This window comes from Flavobacterium sp. GW821-FHT12A05, from assembly GCF_058807735.1.
On sequence record NZ_JBXAQY010000011.1, the window covers coordinates 53,097 to 74,917 of the forward strand.

General features: G+C 34.1%; 24 protein-coding genes. 14 read left to right on the top strand and 10 right to left on the bottom strand.

The features are described from left to right. Positions 1-24: 24 nt before the first annotated feature. The 4 genes from argC to AC1RRQ_RS21915 all read right to left on the bottom strand — a co-directional run bounded on the left by argC (position 25) and on the right by AC1RRQ_RS21915 (position 3,451). Positions 25-1,002: an N-acetyl-gamma-glutamyl-phosphate reductase gene (gene argC / locus AC1RRQ_RS21900; RefSeq protein ID WP_493025116.1), complete on the bottom strand. Its 978-nt coding sequence runs from the start codon at positions 1,000-1,002 to the stop codon at positions 25-27. Between the two features lie 103 nt (positions 1,003-1,105). Then, positions 1,106-1,519 carry a hypothetical protein gene (locus AC1RRQ_RS21905; protein ID WP_493025117.1) on the bottom strand — a complete coding sequence of 138 codons (414 nt, stop codon included), beginning with the start codon at positions 1,517-1,519 and terminating at the stop codon, positions 1,106-1,108. 39 nt (positions 1,520-1,558) lie between these two features. Next, positions 1,559-2,752, bottom strand: coding sequence for an argininosuccinate synthase (locus tag AC1RRQ_RS21910; protein WP_493025118.1), 1,194 nt, complete (start codon positions 2,750-2,752; stop codon positions 1,559-1,561). 60 nt (positions 2,753-2,812) lie between these two features. Next, entirely contained in the window at positions 2,813-3,451 is a 639-nt protein-coding gene (locus AC1RRQ_RS21915) for a GNAT family N-acetyltransferase (protein WP_493025119.1), read from the bottom strand. Between the two features lie 201 nt (positions 3,452-3,652). Here AC1RRQ_RS21915 and AC1RRQ_RS21920 point away from each other — a divergent pair, with 201 nt between their 5' ends. Beyond that, positions 3,653-3,883 (top strand): hypothetical protein, encoded by a 231-nt coding sequence (locus AC1RRQ_RS21920; RefSeq protein WP_493025120.1) that lies wholly within the window; start codon positions 3,653-3,655, stop codon positions 3,881-3,883. 125 nt (positions 3,884-4,008) lie between these two features. On the opposite strand, the gene AC1RRQ_RS21925 is transcribed toward AC1RRQ_RS21920, so the two are convergent. Beyond that, positions 4,009-6,279 carry a M1 family metallopeptidase gene (locus AC1RRQ_RS21925; RefSeq protein ID WP_493025122.1) on the bottom strand — a complete coding sequence of 757 codons (2,271 nt, stop codon included), beginning with the start codon at positions 6,277-6,279 and terminating at the stop codon, positions 4,009-4,011. Positions 6,280-6,462: 183 nt separating this feature from the next. On the opposite strand from AC1RRQ_RS21925, the gene AC1RRQ_RS21930 reads away from it, so the two are divergent. The 3 genes from AC1RRQ_RS21930 to AC1RRQ_RS21940 all read left to right on the top strand — a co-directional run bounded on the left by AC1RRQ_RS21930 (position 6,463) and on the right by AC1RRQ_RS21940 (position 8,542). Further along, entirely contained in the window at positions 6,463-7,314 is an 852-nt protein-coding gene (locus tag AC1RRQ_RS21930; protein ID WP_493025123.1) for an aldose 1-epimerase family protein, read from the top strand. 5 nt (positions 7,315-7,319) lie between these two features. Then, positions 7,320-7,868, top strand: a complete 549-nt coding sequence (locus AC1RRQ_RS21935) for a GNAT family N-acetyltransferase (RefSeq protein ID WP_493025124.1) — start codon at positions 7,320-7,322, stop codon at positions 7,866-7,868. Positions 7,869-7,984: 116 nt separating this feature from the next. Further along, positions 7,985-8,542 carry a DUF3575 domain-containing protein gene (locus AC1RRQ_RS21940; RefSeq protein WP_493025125.1) on the top strand — a complete coding sequence of 186 codons (558 nt, stop codon included), beginning with the start codon at positions 7,985-7,987 and terminating at the stop codon, positions 8,540-8,542. A gap of 3 nt (positions 8,543-8,545) precedes the next feature. Here the strand turns inward: AC1RRQ_RS21940 and AC1RRQ_RS21945 are convergent, their stop codons facing one another. Beyond that, entirely contained in the window at positions 8,546-8,770 is a 225-nt protein-coding gene (locus AC1RRQ_RS21945) for a VF530 family protein (RefSeq protein ID WP_493025126.1), read from the bottom strand. A 210-nt stretch (positions 8,771-8,980) separates the two neighbouring features. On the opposite strand from AC1RRQ_RS21945, the gene smpB reads away from it, so the two are divergent. The 3 genes from smpB to AC1RRQ_RS21960 all read left to right on the top strand — a co-directional run bounded on the left by smpB (position 8,981) and on the right by AC1RRQ_RS21960 (position 11,292). After that, positions 8,981-9,436, top strand: a complete 456-nt coding sequence (gene smpB / locus AC1RRQ_RS21950; protein ID WP_493025127.1) for an SsrA-binding protein SmpB — start codon at positions 8,981-8,983, stop codon at positions 9,434-9,436. 77 nt (positions 9,437-9,513) lie between these two features. After that, positions 9,514-10,155, top strand: a complete 642-nt coding sequence (locus AC1RRQ_RS21955) for a hypothetical protein (protein WP_493025128.1) — start codon at positions 9,514-9,516, stop codon at positions 10,153-10,155. 87 nt (positions 10,156-10,242) lie between these two features. Next, positions 10,243-11,292 carry a Fic family protein gene (locus tag AC1RRQ_RS21960; RefSeq protein WP_493025130.1) on the top strand — a complete coding sequence of 350 codons (1,050 nt, stop codon included), beginning with the start codon at positions 10,243-10,245 and terminating at the stop codon, positions 11,290-11,292. 29 nt (positions 11,293-11,321) lie between these two features. Here AC1RRQ_RS21960 and AC1RRQ_RS21965 read toward each other — a convergent pair whose 3' ends face one another. Continuing rightward, a complete protein-coding gene (locus AC1RRQ_RS21965) occupies positions 11,322-11,963 on the bottom strand; it encodes a protein-L-isoaspartate(D-aspartate) O-methyltransferase (protein ID WP_493025131.1) in 642 nt (213 codons plus the stop codon). Positions 11,964-12,174: 211 nt separating this feature from the next. Between AC1RRQ_RS21965 and AC1RRQ_RS21970 the strand changes: the two genes are divergently transcribed. The 7 genes from AC1RRQ_RS21970 to AC1RRQ_RS22000 all read left to right on the top strand — a co-directional run bounded on the left by AC1RRQ_RS21970 (position 12,175) and on the right by AC1RRQ_RS22000 (position 19,013). Beyond that, a complete protein-coding gene (locus tag AC1RRQ_RS21970) occupies positions 12,175-13,140 on the top strand; it encodes a Gfo/Idh/MocA family protein (protein WP_493025132.1) in 966 nt (321 codons plus the stop codon). Between the two features lie 89 nt (positions 13,141-13,229). Then, complete coding sequence (locus AC1RRQ_RS21975; protein WP_089055830.1) at positions 13,230-14,117, top strand: 3-hydroxyacyl-CoA dehydrogenase family protein; 888 nt, start codon at positions 13,230-13,232, stop codon at positions 14,115-14,117. 12 nt (positions 14,118-14,129) lie between these two features. Beyond that, positions 14,130-14,801 carry a YggS family pyridoxal phosphate-dependent enzyme gene (locus AC1RRQ_RS21980; RefSeq protein WP_493025134.1) on the top strand — a complete coding sequence of 224 codons (672 nt, stop codon included), beginning with the start codon at positions 14,130-14,132 and terminating at the stop codon, positions 14,799-14,801. Between the two features lie 84 nt (positions 14,802-14,885). Next, positions 14,886-16,247 (top strand): exonuclease domain-containing protein, encoded by a 1,362-nt coding sequence (locus tag AC1RRQ_RS21985; RefSeq protein ID WP_493025136.1) that lies wholly within the window; start codon positions 14,886-14,888, stop codon positions 16,245-16,247. A 30-nt stretch (positions 16,248-16,277) separates the two neighbouring features. Further along, positions 16,278-17,117 carry an ion transporter gene (locus tag AC1RRQ_RS21990; RefSeq protein ID WP_493025137.1) on the top strand — a complete coding sequence of 280 codons (840 nt, stop codon included), beginning with the start codon at positions 16,278-16,280 and terminating at the stop codon, positions 17,115-17,117. A 149-nt stretch (positions 17,118-17,266) separates the two neighbouring features. After that, a complete protein-coding gene (miaA, locus tag AC1RRQ_RS21995) occupies positions 17,267-18,187 on the top strand; it encodes a tRNA (adenosine(37)-N6)-dimethylallyltransferase MiaA (protein WP_493025139.1) in 921 nt (306 codons plus the stop codon). A gap of 79 nt (positions 18,188-18,266) precedes the next feature. Then, entirely contained in the window at positions 18,267-19,013 is a 747-nt protein-coding gene (locus tag AC1RRQ_RS22000) for an acyl-[acyl-carrier-protein] thioesterase (RefSeq protein ID WP_493025141.1), read from the top strand. A 194-nt stretch (positions 19,014-19,207) separates the two neighbouring features. Here the strand turns inward: AC1RRQ_RS22000 and AC1RRQ_RS22005 are convergent, their stop codons facing one another. The 3 genes from AC1RRQ_RS22005 to AC1RRQ_RS22015 are packed head-to-tail and all read right to left on the bottom strand — an operon-like array spanning position 19,208 to position 21,818. After that, positions 19,208-19,735 carry a hypothetical protein gene (locus AC1RRQ_RS22005; protein ID WP_493025142.1) on the bottom strand — a complete coding sequence of 176 codons (528 nt, stop codon included), beginning with the start codon at positions 19,733-19,735 and terminating at the stop codon, positions 19,208-19,210. Beyond that, complete coding sequence (gene prfH, locus AC1RRQ_RS22010; protein ID WP_493025143.1) at positions 19,722-20,411, bottom strand: peptide chain release factor H; 690 nt, start codon at positions 20,409-20,411, stop codon at positions 19,722-19,724. Before prfH ends, AC1RRQ_RS22005 begins: the two co-directional genes overlap by 14 nt. Positions 20,412-20,426: 15 nt before the next feature. Further along, on the bottom strand, positions 20,427-21,818 hold the full coding sequence (locus AC1RRQ_RS22015; protein WP_493025144.1) for an RtcB family protein: 1,392 nt from the start codon (positions 21,816-21,818) through the stop codon (positions 20,427-20,429). Positions 21,819-21,821 lie beyond the last annotated feature (3 nt).

Consider the following 21,821-nt stretch of genomic DNA (forward strand, 5'->3'; position numbering starts at 1 on the left):
TAACTAATAACTCATAACTTTTAATTAAAATCCGCTTGGTTTCAAATGTAAACCTGTGGTTTCTTCTAATCCGAACATTAAATTCATATTTTGAATCGCTTGTCCCGAAGCACCTTTGGTTAAGTTGTCTATAATTGATGTTATTAAAACCCGGTTTCCTTTTTTCAATAAACTAATGATACATTTGTTTGTCTGCACAACTTGTTTCATGTTGATGTTTGTTGTGGTAACAGTTACAAAAGGTTCGTTTTTATAGAAATCCTCGTATTTAGCAACTAATTGCTCTAAACTATCATCGCATAATGTATATAAAGTTGCAAAAATTCCTCTTGGAAAATCTCCTCTGTTCGGAATAAAAAGCAATTCGCTTTCAAAATCATCTTGTAACTGAACCAGACTTTCTGAAATTTCACCTAAATGCTGGTGTTCGAAAGCTTTATAATGCGACATATTATTGTTTCTCCAGCTGAAATGAGAAGTTTCTGAAAGGCTTACTCCTGCTCCTGTGCTTCCTGTTGTGGCGTTAATATGTACATCATTATTTAGCAGATTATGCTTTGCCAATGGCAATAAAGCCAACTGAATAGCCGTTGCAAAACAACCTGGATTGGCAATATAATTTGCTTTTTTGATTTCGGCCTTATTTATTTCAGGCAATCCGTAAACAAAATCTTTTCCTTCAAAATGAGCGTCTTTATTCAATCTGAAATCATTTCCTAAATCAATGATTTTAGTATGACTTGCAAACTGATTTTCTTTCAAAAATGAAATCGATTTTCCGTGGCCTAAACACAAGAAAACAACATTCACATTTGGATTGATTTCATCTGTGAAATTCATTTCTATATCTCCCATCAAATCCTGGTGCGCTATAGAAAGCGGCTTTCCGGCATTTGTTGTACTGTAAACAAAATCGATGTTTACTTTGGGGTGATACATCAAGATTCTGATAAGTTCTCCAGCCGTGTAGCCCGAACCACCAATTATTCCGATATTAATCATAATTTTTATTTTTTTAGATATATTGTTAAATCGAATTCGATTCTTAATATCTTTTGTGTTTTAGATTAGAAAATTTTAAAAAGTTGTCTAATCTCCTAGTTTTTTAATTAATAGCAAAAACAAATTCTGCGGATACAAACTTTATGTAATATGTCTTTATCTGCTCAGGACTTAATGATTGTGTGTCATGTGGAGATTCAACATTATAAACTTCTGTATAAGTAGAATTTGCACCAATTTCAATATATGGAGGAACTCTTTTAATAGGAGTTAATATCAATCCGTTATAATTGGCAGTTACACTTGATGTTCCTTTTACAGCAACATCATTGGGGTTAGCATATTTTATTTCATAATGTAATCGAGATGAATTATTACCTGTGTCAGCTGTAAATTCAAATAATAAAACTTCATACGTAACCGGTTTTAAAGTTTCCTTTTCCGGAGTATCGTTATCACTTGAACAACCAAGAAATAGTAGAAACAATGGAAGTAAAAAAAATGCTTTTGTTTTCATAAAAATTAAGCTTTATTTTTTTGAATAAATCATCAGAAATTAATCATTATCTAATTGATTTACAGATGAAAATATGTTTTGTGCATTTCCAAGAATTTTAATAAATCCTTTTGCATCGTCAGATGTCCATGCATTGTTCATTTCTCCGTATTGACCAAAACCTGTGTTCATCAAATCGTTTTTAGATTCGATTCCGTCAAGTGAGAAATGATATGGTTTTAATGAAACCGTTACGGTTCCGTTTACTGTTTTTTGTGTGTCTTGCAGGAAAGTTTCAATATTTCTCATAACCGGATCTAAGAACTGACCTTCGTGAAATAACATTCCGTACCAGTTTCCTAATTGTTCTTTCCAGTATTGCTGCCATTTCCCTAGAGTATGTTTCTCTAATAAATGGTGTGCTTTGATGATAATTAACGGCGCAGCGGCTTCAAAACCAACTCTTCCTTTAATCCCAATAATCGTATCTCCAACGTGAATATCCCTCCCTATTGCATAAGCATTTGCCAGTTTTTCAAGAGCTACAATATTGTTAGATGGTTTATCAGTTTTTCCGTTTATTCCAACTAATTCTCCCTGCTCGAAATGTAAGGTTACTTTTTCTTCGCCTTCTTTTTTTAATTGAGAAGGATAAGCTTCACTTGGCAATGGCTGACTTGAAGTTAAAGTTTCTTTTCCTCCAACACTTGTTCCCCAAAGTCCTTTATTGATAGAGTATTGTGCTTTTTCCCAAGAATAGTGAACTCCGTTTTGAGCTAGATAATCTACTTCTTCTTGTCTTGAAAGTTTTAAATCTCTAATTGGCGTAATAATTTCAATTTCAGGAGCAATGGTTTGGAAAATTAAATCGAAACGAATTTGGTCATTTCCTGCACCTGTACTTCCGTGTGCAATGGCGCTTGCTCCTACTTTTTTAGCATATTTTATAGCTTCAATTGCCTGGAAAACACGCTCTGCACTTACTGATAACGGATAAGTATTGTTTTTTAATACGTTTCCGAAAATTAAATATTTTATAGCTTTATCATAATATTTGTCTACGATTGTAAGGTTTGCGTGCTGTGCACTTCCTAATTCGTAAGCTCTTTTTTCAATGGCTGATAATTCTTCTGCATCGAATCCTCCTGTATCTACAAGTACAGTGTGAACTTCGTATCCTTTTTCATTTTTTAAATATTTCAAACAATACGAGGTATCTAATCCTCCGCTATAAGCTAATACTACTTTTTTCATTTTTTATAATTTAGGCTAATACTTTCGTATGTAGCAGTTTGAGATTTTTTCTAATTTAATTTAGGTTAAAAAAACAGACAATAATTTATTCAAGAATAAAGCCTGTTTAATTTTTTTAAGTCTGCTTAAAACAGCCTCGTTAAAAGGATGTCTTGGCGGTGTTTTTTGTTTTTCTTTTGGGTCGTACAGCATTCCGGTACAAAGACACATTTTGTTTTCTTTACTTTGCAGGATTTGATAATTGGTACACGTTTTGCAACCTGCCCAAAAGCTTGGGTCTGTTGTTAATTCTGAAAAAGGAACTGGCTTATAACCTAATTCAGAGTTAATTTTCATTACGGCCAAACCAGTTGTAATTCCAAATATTTTAGCATCTGGAAATCGCTGCAAAGAATAATCAAAAACCTTTGATTTGATCTTTTTTGCCAAACCTAAACTTCTGTAGTCAGGATGTACGATTAACCCAGAATGTGCCACGAATTTTCCGTGCTGCCAGCTTTCGATATAACAAAAACCAGCAAATTTCCCGTCTGCCAGAGCAATCATCGCATCACCATTCGACATTTTTTTCTGAATATACTCAGGGGTTCTTTTAGCAATCCCGGTACCTCTTAACAAGGCCGATGATTCTATCGTATCGCAGATTTCCTGTGCGAATTTGAAGTGTTCTTCCTGAGTAACAACAATAGAGATCTTCATTTCAATAATTGAAGTTAGAGTTAAAAATTAAAGCATATTGTTTAGTTTGAAATCCAGAATTGAATCCAATAAATTTAAGCAAAATAGAAGTAACATATTCAAAATCAAAAGCTTGATCAAGAAAATTTACAAAATAATAAATACTTTTAGGATATGTTTGTCCAATGGACAAATTATGTGATTTCAAAATGAAAAAGGGATATGAATAAATATACGGCTATAAAACTCAGTGAATACTATATAGATAGTATCCGTACTTCGGGAGAAGTACTAGGTGAGTTTGTCCGTGACAAAGAAGTTATATGTAAACTTATTTTATTCATCGGTGCAAAAGTACATTATTTTTTTATTCGCAAAACAAAAAATTTAAATTCTAACATTTTTTTAATGATTTGTTGTTTTTTTGAAGATACTGAGATGCTAAGCTGCTAAGGTTCTGAGATTTTCTAGAACTTGAAACTTGAAACTTGGAACTTGGAACTGAAACCTGAAACCTGAAACCAAAAGAAAACCCGATAGAAAAACTATCGGGTTTTAAAAACTTTAGAATTTATGTTTTACTTTTTAGTAAATGGCACTGATTGTCCGTTTCCTAAAATAATCATATCTAAACCAGTTTTAGCTTCGTTGAATTTAAATTTCAAGCCAGCTCCTTTAGATTCAAATGTATCTTTTTCGTTTTCTACCTGTTTAACAGAAAACTTAGGAAAGTCTGTAAGTTCAGCATACAACGTGCTGTTTTTCTCTGTAAACTCAATTGTTAAAGGTGCCAATTTGGTAACAAAAGTACCTAAATACGGATCTAAGATGACATCTTTTTCAATTTTTCCTTTTCCTGCTGTCCAAACATTGTTTGAATCGTTATTGTCTGGGAAAGCATGATCTGGATCCAGAGTGATACTTTCAATTTCTTCTGTAGAATTATGTTTGAAAGACCAGTCTTTATTGCGCTGCCAAATTTCTACCGGAAGATTTACTCTGGTTACTTTACCGCTTTTTGTTTTCACATCCAGCACAATTGGCATTGGCATTTTATCAAAATTTTCAACAGTAATGACAGCTCCTTTTGCAGGATCATTTTTTACATATTTAATAGAATTGATTCCTTGGTCAAAACGCCAGTTATTTACAAACCAGCTTCTCCAGAACCAGCTTAAGTCTTCTCCTGCAACATTTTCCATAGATCTGAAAAAGTCATCGGGCTGTGGGTGTTTGTAAGCCCAACGCTCGATATAAGTTCTAAAAGCGATATCAAAACGTTCTTTTCCTAAAATCTGCTCTCTTAAAATTACCAAACCTGCACTTGGTTTAAAATAACACAACATACCAATATTGGCTTCTTTCATGTTATCAGGAGAACTCATGATCGTTTCCAGATCAGGTCTTGTAAAAGGCTCTGATTGTTTGTGTAAATCTGTTGGTTCTTCTTTATATTCACCATTATTAAATGCTGCTGTACTTAATGAATTAATAAAAGTATTGAATCCTTCATCCATCCATGCAAATAATCTTTCGTTTGAACCTACGATCATTGGGAACCAGATATGTCCAAATTCATGATCTGTAACTCCCCATAAATCTTGCCCTTTCGATTTCCAGCTGCAGAAAACAATTCCAGGATATTCCATTCCGCCCTCATTTCCTGCTACGTTTGTAGCTGCAGGATAAGGATATTCGAACCATTGTTTAGAGTAATGTTCGATACATGCTTTTACATATTCTGTAGAACGCCCGTATGCGCCTTCGCCAGCACTTTCTACCGGATAAGCAGATAATGCTAAAGATTTTTTACCGCTTGGTAAGTTTATTTTTGCTCCGTCTAAAATAAAAGCAGATGATGAAGCCCAAGAAAAATCACGTGCATTTTTTATTTTATAATGCCATGTTTTTGTTGTTGCTGCATTTGTATTTACTGTTGCAGCAACTTCTTCTGCAGAACGAATTGTAACTGTTTTATCACTGTTAGAAGCGTCTTTGTATTTCTTTAACTGATCTGCAGAAAATACTTCAGCACTATTAATTAATTCACCGGAAGCTACCACATAATGATTTCCAGGCACAGTTAATTTTACATCAAAATCACCATATTCTAAGTAAAATTCAGAAGCTCCTAAATATGGTGCTGTATTCCATCCTCTTACATCATCGTACACACACATACGCGGGTACCATTGCGCGATTGTAAAGATTTTTCCGTTTTTAGTTTCTAAAACTCCCATTCGGTCTGATCCTTCAAAAGGTGCGATAAATGAGAATTCAATTTTGATTTTTACAGAAGCTCCTTTTGCAGCCAAGGCCTGAGGAAGAAAAATCTGCATTCTGGTGTCTGTAACAATATATTTAGCATCAACTTCTGTTTTGGTCTTCCCTCCAGAAATTACTTTTACTGATTTAATTTTATTTCCTCCTTCAAAAACCTGACCCTGAGCACCATTACGACTTCCTGATAAAGGCACAACAGCATTTCCTCTAGAATCTTCTTTGAATAAATTTTGATCTAAATTCAGCCATAAAAATGATAATTTATCCGGACTATTATTAGTATAGGTGATTTCGTCTGTACCAACAATTTCATTTGTAGTTCCGTTTAATTTTGCCGTGATTTGATAATCGGCTCTATTCTGCCAATATTCTACTCCTGGCTGACCGCTTGCAGCACGTGTAGAAGTTCCATTTTTTGTATAAAAATGCGGCCCAAAGGCATCGTGATAATTATAATTATTTACAGGACTTGTTGTTGGTGCTGAGGGAGTTTGCTGCGCCCAGACTGAAGAAATCCCAAAAAATAAAGCCGCAGTTAAAATGGCTTTTGCTGATTGCTTTTTCATATTTTTTAGCTGTTTATGTAGCAAATTAATGAAAAAAAAAGCTATTTACAGAGAAATAGCCAAGCATAAATTTAATTTTGGCAAAATTTTATAAAAAAATAATTTGGGGCTTTTTCCTTAAAAAACGAAATTTATAAAATATATTTACAACACGATAAACTAATTTCTTACAAATATTATATTTTGAGCACAACAATATCAAATTCAATACTTACAGCTTCTATCAAACATGCCGGAGCTGAATTATTTTCATTAACAGATAGTAAAAACAAAGAATACATCTGGGAAGGAAATCCTGACTTTTGGGGTAAACACTCTCCTATTCTGTTTCCTATTGTTGGTACCTTAAAAAACAATACTTATACAATTAATGAAAAGAAATACCAATTGCCAAGACATGGTTTTGCAAGAGATATGGAGTTTCAATTGGTTGAAAAAACCGGAAATAGTGCTGTTTTCTCGTTAGAATCAAATGCAGAAACTTTAAAAAAATATCCTTTTGAATTTGAATTACAGCTTATTTATACCTTAGAGAATACATCTTTAAATATAGAATATATCGTAATTAATAAAGGAGAAACTAAAATGCCTTTTTCTATTGGTGCGCATCCGGCAATTGCACTCCCTGAAAAATTCGAAAACTACGCGTTTAAATTTGAAAAAGAAGAGCCTCTGAAATACAATCTTTTAGAGAATGATTTAATTTCGAATAAAACGGAAACTTTAAAGACGGTAGAAAATGTAGTTCCTCTAAATTATAAACTTTTTGAAAATGATGCTCTTGTTTTTAAAACATTAGAATCAAATTCGCTTACTATTCTTGAAAACTCAAAACCTTATATAAAAGTAGATTTTGAAGATTTTCCGAGTTTAGGAATATGGACAAAAGATCAAGCTCCGTTTGTTTGTATTGAACCTTGGTTTGGTTATTCAGACACTGCAAATAATACGGGAGATTTATTTAAAAAAGAAGGTATTCTTGTTTTAGAAGCAGATCAAACTTTTCATTCACAATTTTCTATCAAAATCCTATAATAAAAATGTTAGAATTCAACTTTCATCCCTTTCCTGTTCTAGAAACGGAACGTTTACTTTTAAGAAGAGTTACAACTGACGACGTTAATGAAGTATTTGAATTGCGTTCGAATCCGGAAACTATGAAATTCATTCCGAGGCCATTGGTTAAAAACAATGAAGAAGCTTTGGAACATATTGCAATGATCGAAGAAAAAATCGAAACAAATATTGGTATTAATTGGGGAATAACTCTAAAAGATAATCCAAAACTTCTGGGTATAATTGGTTATTACAGGATGCAGCCTGAAAATTATCGTTCCGAAATTGGCTATATATTATTACCGGAATTTCATGGAAAAGGTATTATTACTGAAGCTGTAAATACATTAATCAAATATGGTTTTAATGATTTAAAATTACACTCGATCGAAGCAGTTATTGATCCTGAAAACTATGCCTCAGAAAAAGTTTTGCAAAAATGCGGTTTTGTAAAAGAAGCTCATTTAAAAGAATGTGGATTTTATGATGGCAAATTCATCGACAGCGTAATTTACTCGTTACTAAACAATTAACAAAATAGTTGATTCTGTAAAAAAAAATTCTTGTTAAATTCAAGCTAATTAAAATATAAAAAAGGTCTATTGCGTTATATTTGTGCCCGAAAATGTAATACTTCGAGACAAATACCATGAGAAAATTATTAGCCTTATCCATTCTTTTTTTTACTATTCAATCACAAAGTCAGACTTTTATCAAATTTAATGGTGCAACAGCTTTAGTAGGCGTTCCAAACATTGGTGTAGAAACCAGTATTGGAGAAAAACTTACATTCAGCGTTGACGTTATGGCTTCATTCTGGGAATCTTTCAATGGTCATCATCCAATGAAATTTTATACCTTAACTCCAGAAGTTCGTTATCATTTTAAAGAAAAATACAATGGCTTTTATGTTGGAGGTCATGCTGGTCCGGATTTATATGAAATTCAAAAATGGAATTACTGGAATACTAATGAATACGAACATGGTTTTGGTTATCGTTTAGGAGTTACCGTTGGATACAATGTTAAATTAAGTGACAAGTTTTTATTAGACATTTTCGCAGGAGGTGGCTGGCATCAAGGCTTTTATCATGGCAAATATAATGATGGAACACCAGGAAGGTATGAAAAAACCAAAAACTGGAATAAAAGCGGCGAATGGCTTCCTTACCGTGGCGGCGTTATGATTTCATATAAATTAAACTAAAAATCAGCTTAATTTAGGAAGCGTTTTTATATACAAATCTTCCACTTTTTTTCTAGCCCAATCTGTTTTTCTTAAAAAAGTAAGGCTTGATTTTACGCTGGGATTTGATATAAAGCATTTTATAGGAATCAATTCTCCTAAAGCATCAAAACCATAATACTCTACCAGAGTTTCGACAATTTTTTGAAGTGTTATTCCGTGAAGCGGATCTTTAGGTTTGCTTTCCATATTTATAGGTTTTAAAAGAATACTAAAAGGCCGTACTTAAAAAAGTACGGCCTTTTTTGCAAAATTAATCAATTGCCTTAAACAATTCACTAAAATTTAGAATATGAACTTAAATCCAAAAGAAAACGACGATACTAATCATAAATTAAAATAAATCTTTACTTATATTTGATCATGTGAAGTTTTACAATTTTCCTTACTTTTGCACCTATGTTAAAATCAGTCAATATACTTAATAAAAGAGCTCGGTTTGATTATGAGATAATCGATACCTATACCGCTGGAATTGTTTTAACCGGAACCGAAATTAAATCGATCCGTTTAGGAAAAGCAAATATTACAGAAAGCTTCTGCGAATTTCATAACCTTGAACTTTTTGCCATTAATACTTATATCGAAGAGTATTCATTTGGAAATCAATTCAATCACCAATCAAGAAGTGAGCGAAAATTACTTTTAAATAAAAAAGAATTAAAGTCACTTCATAAAAGTGTTCAGGCAAAAGGTCTTACTATAGTACCTTTAAAAATGTTTACAAATGAAAAAGGTCTTGCCAAACTGCAGATAGGTCTTTGTAAAGGAAAGAAAAACTACGACAAACGTGAATCTCTGAAAGAACAGGATACAAAACGCGATTTAGACCGAATCAAGAAAGCTTATAACTAAAAGTTATTTCGTTAAGAGGTAATTTGCTTTTATTTTATGCGTATTTTTATTACAATAATTTTTAAATAATTGTAATTATGAAAAAATACCTGATTCTATTAATCGTAATTCTGGCACTTTCAAGCTGTGGCAGTAATACAACTATTGTAAATAGCTGGAGAGATCCTAAAATAACTGTAGCGCAGGAACACTTTAAAAAAGTGCTGGTCGTAGCTTTAGTGAAGGATGAAGCTTCGAGAAGGGTTGCCGAAAACAGAATTGCAGCCAGTAATCCGATATTTAAAACTTCTTATCAATATCTTAACGAAACCACAAAACAGCTTACACAGGAACAAAAACTAAAAATCCTTCAGGATGAAAATTTTGATGGAGTTGTTACAATGCGTTTGGTAAGCATAGACAAAGAAACCAATTATGTTCCCGGAACTTATACAGGAATGTACTACGGAGGTTTTGACGGTTTATACAGTGGTATGTATGGCTACGGATTTGGAAACTGGTACGGAATGTACTCCCCTGCTTTTTATGATCCGGGATATTATCAGGAAACAACATCTTATATGGTTGAAACCAATATTTTTTCATTAAAAGAAAACAAACTAATCTGGACAGGAACTACTAAATCAGATTATGTTACAGATTTAGGACAGACAGTAGATGCTATAATGCTGGCTGTGGTAAAAGAAATGAGAAAAGACGGATCTTTACCTCCAAAATAAAAACAAGAAAGCAGCTTTTAACTATGCTGCTTTTTTTTACAATTATAAAAATGACTAAATTTGTCAAGACTTTAATTTTCATTAAAAATGAAATCACTTTTAAAAAATGCGAGAGAACAAAAAGGTTTAAAAACCCGCGAAGTAGCACAGCTTCTGGGTATTGATCAGGCATTGATCAGTAAATTTGAATCGGGAACCCGAAAACCAACAAAAGATCAGATCTCAAAGTTGTCTCAATTATTAGAAATTGATTATGAAACTTTGATGATTGCCTGGTTAAAAGAAAAAATTCTTTATGAAATTGGCGATGAAGAATTTGCTTTGAAAGCTTTAAAGTTTGCAGAAGATGAAATCAAGTACAACAAAACAGCATCTAATCTTAAATTATCAACTTCATTAGAAAAAATATTAAAAGAAATTGATATTCTAAAAGACAAATTAGATTCGCACAGGCAATTTGACAGCTATAAAATCAAACAAGCTTTAGAACTCGAATATACTTTTGAAAGTAATAGAATTGAAGGAAATACAATGACACTTCGCGAAACCGATATGGTTATTAATGAAGGTTTGACCATTTCCGGCAAAAGCATGCGGGAACATCTTGAAGCCATTAATCATCAGGAAGCAATTGGTTTTATCAAAGATTTAATGAACAAAAACAATTCATTAAATGAACGCGATCTTCTATCAATTCATAATCTTATCCTAAGAGGAATTATTCCTGAAGATGCCGGCCGTTATAGAAAAGTTCAGGTTATGATTCAAGGAAGCAGTCACATGCCTCCTCAACCTTTAATGGTACCTCAGGAAATGGAAGAGTATTTTACATGGTATGAAATCAATAAAAACAAACTACATCCTGTTATTCTGGCGGCCGAAATGCACGAAAGATTAATTACAATTTATCCTTTTATTGATGGAAACGGAAGAACTTCAAGATTAGTAATGAATTTAATTTTAATGCAAAAAGGGTATTTAATAGCCAACATTAAAGGCGATTATGAAAACCGAATGCAATACTATCAATCTTTAGAAATCGCACAAACTAAAAAAGACAAAGAAGATTTTTTACTCTTTATTGCCCAAATAGAAAAAGAAAGTTTAGAAAGATATATTGGAATTCTTACACAATAAAAAAGCCCAGTCTAAACTGGGCTTTCTCATTAATTTTTATCTTCTAATAAAGGAACAAATCTAAATTCTCCAAACTCATGTTTTTCAAATTGAGTTTCGTTTTTTCTAATTAATAAAGTCATAATCTGAACATCTTCTCCCAGCGGAATAACAAGTCTTCCTCCTATTTTTAACTGCGCCATTAAAGGCTGCGGAATAAACGGAGCACCTGCTGTAACAATAATACTATCAAAAGGAGCAAAATTTGGCAGACCTTTGTATCCGTCTCCAAAAGTAACATGCTTTGGACGAATATTTAATTTCGGAAATAAATTTGATGTCGTTTTAAACAATTCATTTTGTCTTTCTACCGTATATACTTTTGCACCAAGCATAAACAAAACAGCAGTTTGGTAACCGGATCCTGTTCCTATCTCTAAAATTTTATGATCTTTTTTTACTTCAAGCAATTGCGACTGAAAAGCAACTGTGTAAGGCTGCGAAATGGTCTGCCCCGCGCCTATAGGAAAAGCCTTATCTTGATAAGCATAATCTTCAAAACTGGAATTTAGAAAAAGGTGTCTTGGGATTTTTTTAATCGCATCTAAAACAGCTCTGTCAGTAATTCCTTTTTGCTCTAAAGTGCTTACTAATTGATTACGAAGTCCTTGATGTTTGGCAGTGTCTTTCAAAATGGATAGGTTTTATTTTGGCAAAAATAAGAAACAAAACACGAATTCAAATATTGATTTTTAAATATTAAATTAATAAAGTAGAAAGTCAAAACGCGAAAGTCAAAAGCTAGAGCTCATAATTTATAATTCATAACTCACAACGCACAATTAGCTAAATTCATTTTCACTTTCGACAAATAAATTATATTTTTGTTTAAAATACATTCTCATGTTAAAAGTAGGAGTTTTAGGTGCTGGTCATCTTGGTAAAATACATTTACGCTTATTACAACAATCTGACAAATACGAATTAGTTGGATTTTACGACGAAAATCAAGAAAATGCCGAAAGAATTTCAAAAGAATTTGGCTATAAAAACTTCAGCACAATTGCAAAACTCATTCACGCTGTCGATGTAATCGATATTGTTACACCCACTCTTTCACACTACAAATGTGCAAAAGTAGCAATCAAATCAGGAAAACATATCTTTATTGAAAAACCAATTGCCAATACTGTTGATGAAGCCGAAGAAATTATCGCTTTGGCCAAAGAATACAATGTAAAAGGTCAGGTTGGTCATGTAGAGCGTTTTAATCCCGCTTTTATTGCAACCAAAAACATGATCGAAAACCCGATGTTTATAGAAACGCATCGTTTGGCCGAGTTTAATCCGCGTGGTACAGACGTTCCTGTAGTTCTGGATTTAATGATTCATGATATAGATGCTATTTTAAGCGTTGTGAACTCAAAAGTAAAAGATATTCACGCAAGCGGTGTATCTGTAATTAGTGATACTCCGGATATTGCCAATGCCAGAATTGAATTCGAAAATGGCTGTGTTGCCAACTTAACAGCAAGCCGAATTTCGATGAAAAACATGCGTAAAACACGTTTCTTTCAAAGAGATGCTTATATTTCGGTTGACTTCTTAGAGAAAAAATGCGAGGTAGTTCGTATGAAAGATGCTCCGGAAGTTCCAGGCGATTTTGATATGATCTTGCAAAATGCCGAAGGCGTAAAAAAACAAATCTATTTTACCAATCCAGATGTGGAGCAAAATAATGCTATTCTTGACGAATTAGAATCTTTTGCTCATGCAATTAATACAGATACAACTCCGGTTGTAACACTGGAACAGGCTACAGATGCATTGCGTGTAGCGTATCAAATTATTGATTGTTTCGATAAATAACTAAAGAAAATCAAAATAAATTAGCCACGAATTCGCATAATAATTAGTGAATTCGTGGCTAAATCATAAATATAATAACTAATATAAAAATGAAAACTATAGCTGTAATTGGTGCAGGAACAATGGGTAACGGAATTGCTCATACATTTGCACAAAGTGGTTTTGTTGTAAAACTTATTGATGTTTCAGAAAAATCATTAGATAAAGGAATGGCAACTATTGCGGCCAATTTAGATCGCATGCTTGCCAAAGGTTCTATTACTCAAGAAGATGTTGCCAAAACAATCACTAATATTATTACGTATACTGATATTAAAGATGGTGTTGTCGGCGCTGATTTGGTTGTAGAAGCGGCTACCGAAAATGTAGAATTAAAACTGAACATCTTTAAACAATTAAACGAAGCTTGTTCTCACAATACGATTTTAGCAACCAATACTTCTTCGATCTCCATTACTCAAATTGGCTCAGTTGTTGCACATCCTGAACGTGTTATCGGAATGCACTTTATGAATCCTGTTCCAATTATGAAATTGGTTGAAATCATCCGCGGTTACAATACCAGCGATGAAGTCACTAAAATTATCATGGATTTATCTGTAAAACTAGGAAAAACCCCAGTTGAAGTAAACGATTATCCAGGTTTTGTAGCCAATAGAATTTTAATGCCAATGCTAAACGAAGCAATCGAAACGTTATACAATAAAGTTGCCGGAGTTTATGAAATTGACACCGTAATGAAATTAGGAATGGGGCACCCTATGGGACCGCTTCAATTAGCTGATTTTATTGGTCTTGATGTTTGTCTTGCCATTTTAAATGTAATGTACGAAGGTTTCAAAAACCCAAAATACGCTCCTTGTCCATTATTAGTAAATATGGTAAGAGCCGGAAAATTGGGCGTAAAATCTGGTGAAGGTTTTTACGATTACAGCGAAAGTAAAAAAGCAGAGAAAATCTCGAAGCAGTTTTTATAAAAAAGAAATATCATGTCGATTCAATCGAATTTAAATACAATTAAAGCAAGTTTATCTGAACATGTAACCCTTGTTGCCGTTTCAAAAACCAAACCTGTTTCAGATTTAATGCAGGCTTATGAAGCCGGTCAGCGCATTTTTGGAGAAAATAAAATCCAGGAAATGACGGAGAAATGGGAACAAATGCCAAAAGATATTCAATGGCACATGATTGGTCACGTTCAGTCGAATAAAGTTAAATTTATGGCACCATTTGTGAGTTTGATCCATGGTGTTGATAGTTTGAAGTTATTGCAGGAAATCAACAAACAAGCTTTAAAAAACAACAGAACAATAGATTGCCTTCTTCAAATGTATATTGCCGAAGAAGAAACTAAATTTGGTTTAGACGAAAACGAATTAATTGAACTTTTAACTTCTTCAGCATTTAAAGAGTTAAAAAATATTCGTATCTTAGGATTAATGGGAATGGCAACCTTCACAGAAGATCAAAATCAAATTAAAAAAGAATTTACCCATTTAAAATCCATTTTTGATTCATTAAAACATATTGACGGATACGGTAAAGACGCACTACAGTGCGTCTCTACAATTTCAATGGGAATGTCCGGAGATTATCAGCTTGCAATAGAATGCGGCTCTACAATGGTTCGCATTGGAAGCAGCATTTTTGGCGGAAGATAATTTCAAAACTGCATATAGTAAGACGCACTGCGGTGCCTCTCTACAGAAAAACTGAATACTAAAAACTGAGACTGAACACTTAATTTGTACGCAATACTAGACATAGAAACAACTGGAGGACAGTTTAATGAAGAAGGAATTACTGAAATTGCCATCTATAAATTTGATGGACATGAAGTAGTCGACCAGTTCATCAGCCTTGTCAATCCCGAAATTCCAATTCAGCCTTTCGTTGTAAAGCTGACTGGAATCAACAATGCTATGCTGCGTTCTGCGCCAAAGTTTTACGAAGTTGCCAAACGCATTATCGAAATTACAGCCGACTGCGTTATTGTAGCTCATAATGCCTCTTTTGATTACCGAATTTTACGAACTGAATTTAGACGTTTAGGCTACGATTTTGAAGCCAGAACACTTTGTACCGTAGAATTAGCCAAAAAATTAATTCCGGAACAACCTTCTTACAGCTTAGGAAAATTGGTGCGCGCACTCGGAATTCCAATGGCAGACCGACATCGCGCCAGCGGAGATGCCATGGCAACGACAAAGCTTTTTAAAATGCTTTTAGAAAAAGATGTTGAAAAAACCATCGTAAAAGATTTTATAAAGCTGGAAGTCGAAAAAGGAATTGCGCCAAAATTTCTGGATCTTTTAAGTCAAATGCCAGCCAAAACCGGCGTTTACTACATTTATAACGAAAGTGGCACTTTAATTTACATTGGCAAAAGCCAAAATGTAAAAAAGAGAATCAACCAGCATTTTACCGGAATTACCACTAAAAGCAAAAAGATTCAAGCCGAAGTTTTTACCATAACTTACGACGAAACCGGAAGCGAATTAATTGCACTTTTAAAAGAAAGTCAGGAAGTTAAGGTAAATCGTCCAAAATACAATCGTTCGCAGAAAAAATCAGTTTTTCCTTTTGCCATCTACGCCGAAAAAGACGCTAAAGGCTACATCAATTTAAAACTGGAAAAAGCCGACGGTCGTAAAAAAGAAATTACATCGTTTGCTTCATTGCAGGAAGGAAAAAATGCGCTTTTTAAATTCACGGCAAAATACCATTTGTGCCAAAAATTAACCGGTTTATATCAAACCAAAAAAGAGTGTTTTCAATATAAAATCAAAGAATGCGACGGCGCCTGCATTGGCGAAGTTACACCCGAAATTTACAATTTAAGAGTTCAGCAGTTTATTTCTGAAAACAGCTTCGAAAACAAAAACATGATTTTGATAGACCGAGGCCGAAATATAAACGAAAGAAGTGCCGTATTAATCGAAAACGGAGTTTATAAAGGATATGCCTACTATGATCTTAACTATCAGATTACCAATATCGATATCCTAAAAAATATCCTGATTCCAATGCAGCATAACCGCGATGTAAAAAATATTATCCAAAGCTACATCCGTAAGAGTAAATCTCTAAAAGTCCTTCATTTTTAACAAAACAAAACTTTCATTATCTTCGCAGATATGAAAAATAGAAAATCACAATACGAAATCTTTCGAGAAAAAATAAAAATCATCCTTTATGGTACAAACACCATTCTAGGACGAATGTTCGATTTAGTTCTATTGGGTTTGATTTTATTGAGCGTTCTTTTAATCATGCTCGATACCGTCGAAGGAATCAGCCAAAAATACCATCAGCCGCTTATAATTTGCGAATGGATAATCACCGTATTTTTTACAATCGAATATATTTTACGCGTTATATCCATTCAAAAACCAGTCAAATACGTTTTCAGCTTTTACGGAATCATCGATTTACTGGCTGTATTACCCATGTATTTATCAATATTTTTTCCCGGTGCAAGTGTTTTATCCGTTGTCAGGGCATTGCGATTCTTCAGATTATTCAAAATATTACATATCCCCCAAATTTCGCATCAATCAGCACAGCTTAAAGACGCGATCGAAGCCAGTAAAGAGAAAATTTTAGTTTTTATTTATTTTGTACTCATCAGTACCGTAATTATTGGCACCATAATGTATCTGGTCGAAGGCAGAGAATCAGGATTTACCAGCATTCCAATGGGAATTTATTGGACTATCGTAACCTTAACCACTGTGGGCTACGGTGATATTTCGCCACAATCGCCTTTAGGACAATTTATTGCAGCATTAGTCATGATTTTAGGTTACGGAATCATCGCCGTTCCAACAGGAATCGTAACAGCCGAATTTGCTAAAAGCAGTCTAAAAAGTAACGCTGTAAACACAAAAAAAACATGCAGAAAATGTCAATCTCAAGTTCATTTTGATAACGCAAAATACTGTTATGAATGCGGAACCGAATTGCCAATTAATTAATATGAAGCCATTCCAGCTGTACATTGCAACTCCTCCTTATCTTTGTTGTTTTTTAAGGCATAAAAGGAGCTTCTAAAGTCGCTCTTTTACACCAAAAAAAACGAACAAATATAAGTCCGGGGTTTCCATTTCCATCTGGGCTAAAAAATATGAAATACCTAATAACCATTGTCGGACCAACAGCTATAGGCAAAACTGCCTTGAGCATTGCTTTGGCACAACATTTTAAATGCGAAATTGTTTCTTGCGACAGCCGTCAGTTTTTTAAAGAAATGACGATAGGAACCGCTGTTCCCAATCCCGAAGAACTGAACGCAGCAAAACATCATTTCATTCAAAATAAATCTATTTTCGAAAATTATACCGTAGGAGATTACGAAAAAGAAGCCTTAGCTAAAATCGAAGAGCTATTTCAAACCAATGATTTCGTTATTCTTATAGGCGGTTCAGGATTGTATGTAGACGCCATTTTAAAAGGATTTGACGAATTTCCGGAAATCAACCCAGAAGTACGTTCTCAGGTAAATTCAAATTATGAAAAACTAGGAATCGAATACCTGCAAGAACAACTTAAAAACTTAGATCCAGAATATTATCAAAAAATAACTTCAGAAAATCCACAGACTTTGCAAAACCCACAACGAATGATGCGTTTTGTAGAAGTTTGCATTGGAACTCAAAAACCCTATTCTTCTTTTTTAAACCAGAAGAAAAACAATCGAAACTTCACCCCTATTTTAATTGGTTTAGACGCTGACAGAGAAGTTATTTACAACCGAATCAACCAGCGGGTTGACATCATGATGAACCAAGGTTTACTGGAAGAAGCGAAAACGTTATACCCTAATAAAGAGTTAAATGCGCTTCAAACTGTCGGTTATAGAGAATTATTTAGTTATTTTGACGAAGAATTCACTCTTCCGTTTGCCATAGACGAAATCAAGAAAAATACCCGCAGATTCTCCAAAAGACAATTAACCTGGTTCAAACGAAACGAATCAACCAAATGGTTTGATTATTCGACTGATAGAAATAAGATTATAAATTACATAGAAAATCTTCTAAAATAGAAATCTTTTCTCTTTCATCTTTATTCTATTTCCCGCAGGAAAAATCTAAAATCAACAATCTAAAATCTAAAATTACAAAATGCCAATATCTCCAAATTTCACGTCAGTTTATAGTAAAGACTGGGAAATCAATTTCATACAATGCACGCCAGCAGGTTTTTTAAAATATACCGATTTATGTAATATTTTACAATTAACAGCGGGAGCACATGCCGAAATTGGAGGCATCAGTTTTCATGACATGCAGGAATTTCATCAATCATGGGTTTTAAGCCGTATGCGAGTAGAAGTTCATGCTTTACCAAAATGGCAGGATGTTGTAACAGTAAAAACATGGATCAACAGCCTTGAAAATTCACGTTCTGTTCGTGCCCTCGAAATGTATGTTAACGGAAAAAAAATTGTAGGCTGCGAAACCTATTGGGCCGTTTTCAATACACAAACACGCCGACCTGAGCCTTTGGCAATTCCATACGAACATTTCGAATTATTCCCCGAAAACAGAGCGACAGAAGAAGGATTCTCTAAAATAAACATCAATCACGAAAAAGAAGCCGTTTTCGAAAAAATCGTTTATTTATCTGATCTAGATATTGTAAATCACGTAAATAACGTTAAATATTTAGAATGGTGCCTTGATCACGTTGATCCAAAAAGAATTTTAAAACAAGAAGTAAAAAGCTTCGAAATGAATTTCATGAAAGAGCTTTCCCTAAAAGATAATGTTGTAATCCACGAAAGCGAAGATGACGATCATACAACTGCAACATTCAGCATAACAAAAGGCGAAAAAACCTGTTTTGCTTTGGAGCTGCATTGGAAGTAATTAGCCCACAGATTTAACGGATTAAACTGATTAACGCAGATTTTTATCGTTATATCATTTCAAGCAAAAACTCCGCTAGGAGTTTATCGTTGGTAGAAAAAAGGATGCGGTATAAATAAAAATGTCCCGTAGGGACATCTGAATTATAAAAAACGATGCGATTCAAATAGAATCGCATCGTTTTTTCATTAAAATCATTTTAATTTCTTTTTAGAACTTTTTTTGGGTTTCTTTTTCTTCTTTAGCAAATTCACCTTATTTTCAATTCTTTTTTCTACATCATTAATATTATACTCGTATGCAAATTGTAAAGAATACAGTTTTGCATTTTTAATTTCCTCTAATGCTTTCTTAAATTCTTGACGTGCTTCAAAAAGAATTGCTTTTTTTACATAAATATCAGATTTGTTTATTCCTTTTATCGTCAAAGCAAAATCAATCAGCTTTAACGCTTCGTCATAATCTTCGTTTAGAATTAAAGTCTGTAAATAATACGGATACACTTCCAGCGCATGAATATTAATAGTTAAAGCTTCCTGAAAGTACAGTTTTGCTTCTTCATAATTCATTAATTGTTCTGCCTGAATTCTTCCGTACAAACACAAAACCATAGTATTTTTTGCATCATAAGAAAAAGCATAATCCAAAGATTCTATCGTTCCTTCAAGCCAAAACGGATAATTATCCAAAGCCTGAAAAAGGTATTTATCAATTGTTTTCATTGCGTAAATCGTTTTTTAATTTCTGACGGGTTCCTTTGTAACTTTTCTCAGCTTTATTCTTTTTAAAGTCACTTCCGGTAAAAACCCTAACAGGATTTCCACGCTCAATATTAAGCTGGTTTTCCCATTGTTTTCCCACATGATTTTTAAGCTGAATCAGTTTCTCGTCTTCTAGTTTTTTTAATAATCTTTCTGTTGCCAGTTTTTTGTTTTGGTGCTGCGAACGGCTGTCCATCGAAACTACTGCAATTCCGGTTGGAATATGCGTTGCCCTTATTGCCGAACTGACTTTGTTTACATGCTGACCACCCGCGCCTGAGCTTCTCATGGCCTGATATTGAATATCATTTTCAGAAACCGATGCATTTTTCTGCGGTTCAATTTCAAAGATTCCAATAAACCAGTTCTTGCGTTTGTGCATTTTCCTAAACTGACTTTGGCCAATCCATTGAATCGTTCCAATCCAGGATTTCACAAATTGATCCACATTCTTTCCTTTTACAGCAATAGAAGCCGTTTCGACTGTTCCGTTTTCTTGGCCTGCTTCACGCTGCAACAGCAAAACCTCTAATTGCTGATTTTGTGCTTCTTCCAAAACTTTTTTAAGCACTTGGGCAACCACCCAAGTGCATTCTGCAGGTCCTCGACCCGCTGTTATTTGAATTATTTTTTCCATTTTTAAGTCTCTTTTTTAGCGGTCCATTCTAACAATCTTAGGTGTAAAAGTTCCCAGAACTTCCACCAAATCAGTTTGGTTTGCCATCACTTTTGTAATGTCTTTGTACGCCATTGGTGCTTCGTCAATATTGCCTCCAATCAAGGTTACATCGCTGGCTTTTAAAACCTTTTTAATCTCGCTTTGCGTAAAAGTGCTTTTACATTTCGCTCTCGAAAATAAACGTCCGGCACCGTGCGAAGCTGAGTTTAAACTTGCAGCATTTCCTTTGCCTTTTACAATATAACCCGGTGCTGTCATCGAACCGGGAATAATTCCCAGCTGTCCTTCACCTGCCGGTGTTGCGCCTTTTCTATGCACGATACATTCCTGACCGTTTACCATTTCTTTCCAGGCAAAATTGTGATGGTTTTCTATCGTTACCACTACTCTTTTCCCAATGGCTTTAGCTATTCGTCTGTGAATATCATCGTGACAGGCTTGTGCATATTCTCCGGCTAAATTCATCGCCAGCCAATATTCCTGACCATCGTGCGTATTTAAATCCAGCCATGCCAAATGTTGTACATTTTTAGGCAGCGGACATTGTTTGGTTGCCAGATATGTGTAATGCTTTGCAATATTAGCACCTAAACCTCGAGAACCACTGTGTGAAAGAACAGCAAAATATTCGCCTTTTTCAAGCTTCCACTCGTTCTCTGGATTTTCAATTTTAGCAATTCCAAATTCTACAAAATGGTTTCCTCCTCCAGAAGTTCCTAATTGTTTATAGGCTTTTGGCAAAAGATTCTTCAGCAGCGGAATATCCTTAAATTCGGATTTATAAAACACTTCATGATCTACTCTTGAAGTATGCGTTTCGTACATTCCAAACTTGGTATTGTCTTTTAAAATTGCTTCTAACTGATGTTCTTTTCCTTTGAAATGAGACGCCGGCAAATCGAAAATCGAAAGACTCATTCGGCATCCAATATCAACCCCAACTCCGTATGGAATTACAGCATTATCTGTTGCTAAAACACCGCCAATTGGCAATCCATATCCGGAATGAGCATCTGGCATTAAAGCTCCTGCGACCGAAACTGGCAGTTTTAACGAATCGTATAATTGAAATTTTGCCTGCTGGTCAATTTCATTTTCGCCAAAAATTGTAAAAGGTACTCTGGTTGTTTTAAGCTGATGCATTCTTACATGAACAGGATTTACCAAACCTTCGGCTACTTTGCCCCATGTTCCGTGTCCTTCAAACTTTTCCGGATGAAGTAAAACATCTTTTGCTTCTGCTAGAATAGATTCCTTTTTTTCTCTTTTTCTATATCTGTTAATCTGCCCTAAGGCTATATTTATTGAATTATTCTTTGGAAATCCTAACTTAATCAGGTCTTTTCCAGTTAATTTATTTCCCATGAT

Coding starts and splice junctions, on each gene's coding strand:
- prfH (WP_493025143.1), bottom strand. CDS start 20,411: ATGGAAAAAATAATTCAAATAACAGCGGGTCGAGGACCTGCAGAATGC.
- AC1RRQ_RS21955 (WP_493025128.1), top strand. CDS start 9,514: ATGAAAAAATACCTGATTCTATTAATCGTAATTCTGGCACTTTCAAGC.
- AC1RRQ_RS21960 (WP_493025130.1), top strand. CDS start 10,243: ATGAAATCACTTTTAAAAAATGCGAGAGAACAAAAAGGTTTAAAAACC.
- AC1RRQ_RS21920 (WP_493025120.1), top strand. CDS start 3,653: ATGAATAAATATACGGCTATAAAACTCAGTGAATACTATATAGATAGT.
- AC1RRQ_RS21915 (WP_493025119.1), bottom strand. CDS start 3,451: ATGAAGATCTCTATTGTTGTTACTCAGGAAGAACACTTCAAATTCGCA.
- AC1RRQ_RS21975 (WP_089055830.1), top strand. CDS start 13,230: ATGAAAACTATAGCTGTAATTGGTGCAGGAACAATGGGTAACGGAATT.
- argC (WP_493025116.1), bottom strand. CDS start 1,002: ATGATTAATATCGGAATAATTGGTGGTTCGGGCTACACGGCTGGAGAA.
- AC1RRQ_RS21990 (WP_493025137.1), top strand. CDS start 16,278: ATGAAAAATAGAAAATCACAATACGAAATCTTTCGAGAAAAAATAAAA.
- AC1RRQ_RS21925 (WP_493025122.1), bottom strand. CDS start 6,279: ATGAAAAAGCAATCAGCAAAAGCCATTTTAACTGCGGCTTTATTTTTT.
- AC1RRQ_RS21910 (WP_493025118.1), bottom strand. CDS start 2,752: ATGAAAAAAGTAGTATTAGCTTATAGCGGAGGATTAGATACCTCGTAT.
- AC1RRQ_RS22005 (WP_493025142.1), bottom strand. CDS start 19,735: ATGAAAACAATTGATAAATACCTTTTTCAGGCTTTGGATAATTATCCG.
- AC1RRQ_RS22000 (WP_493025141.1), top strand. CDS start 18,267: ATGCCAATATCTCCAAATTTCACGTCAGTTTATAGTAAAGACTGGGAA.
- miaA (WP_493025139.1), top strand. CDS start 17,267: ATGAAATACCTAATAACCATTGTCGGACCAACAGCTATAGGCAAAACT.
- AC1RRQ_RS21935 (WP_493025124.1), top strand. CDS start 7,320: ATGTTAGAATTCAACTTTCATCCCTTTCCTGTTCTAGAAACGGAACGT.
- AC1RRQ_RS21970 (WP_493025132.1), top strand. CDS start 12,175: ATGTTAAAAGTAGGAGTTTTAGGTGCTGGTCATCTTGGTAAAATACAT.
- AC1RRQ_RS21945 (WP_493025126.1), bottom strand. CDS start 8,770: ATGGAAAGCAAACCTAAAGATCCGCTTCACGGAATAACACTTCAAAAA.
- smpB (WP_493025127.1), top strand. CDS start 8,981: ATGTTAAAATCAGTCAATATACTTAATAAAAGAGCTCGGTTTGATTAT.
- AC1RRQ_RS21940 (WP_493025125.1), top strand. CDS start 7,985: ATGAGAAAATTATTAGCCTTATCCATTCTTTTTTTTACTATTCAATCA.
- AC1RRQ_RS21905 (WP_493025117.1), bottom strand. CDS start 1,519: ATGAAAACAAAAGCATTTTTTTTACTTCCATTGTTTCTACTATTTCTT.
- AC1RRQ_RS21980 (WP_493025134.1), top strand. CDS start 14,130: ATGTCGATTCAATCGAATTTAAATACAATTAAAGCAAGTTTATCTGAA.
- AC1RRQ_RS22015 (WP_493025144.1), bottom strand. CDS start 21,818: ATGGGAAATAAATTAACTGGAAAAGACCTGATTAAGTTAGGATTTCCA.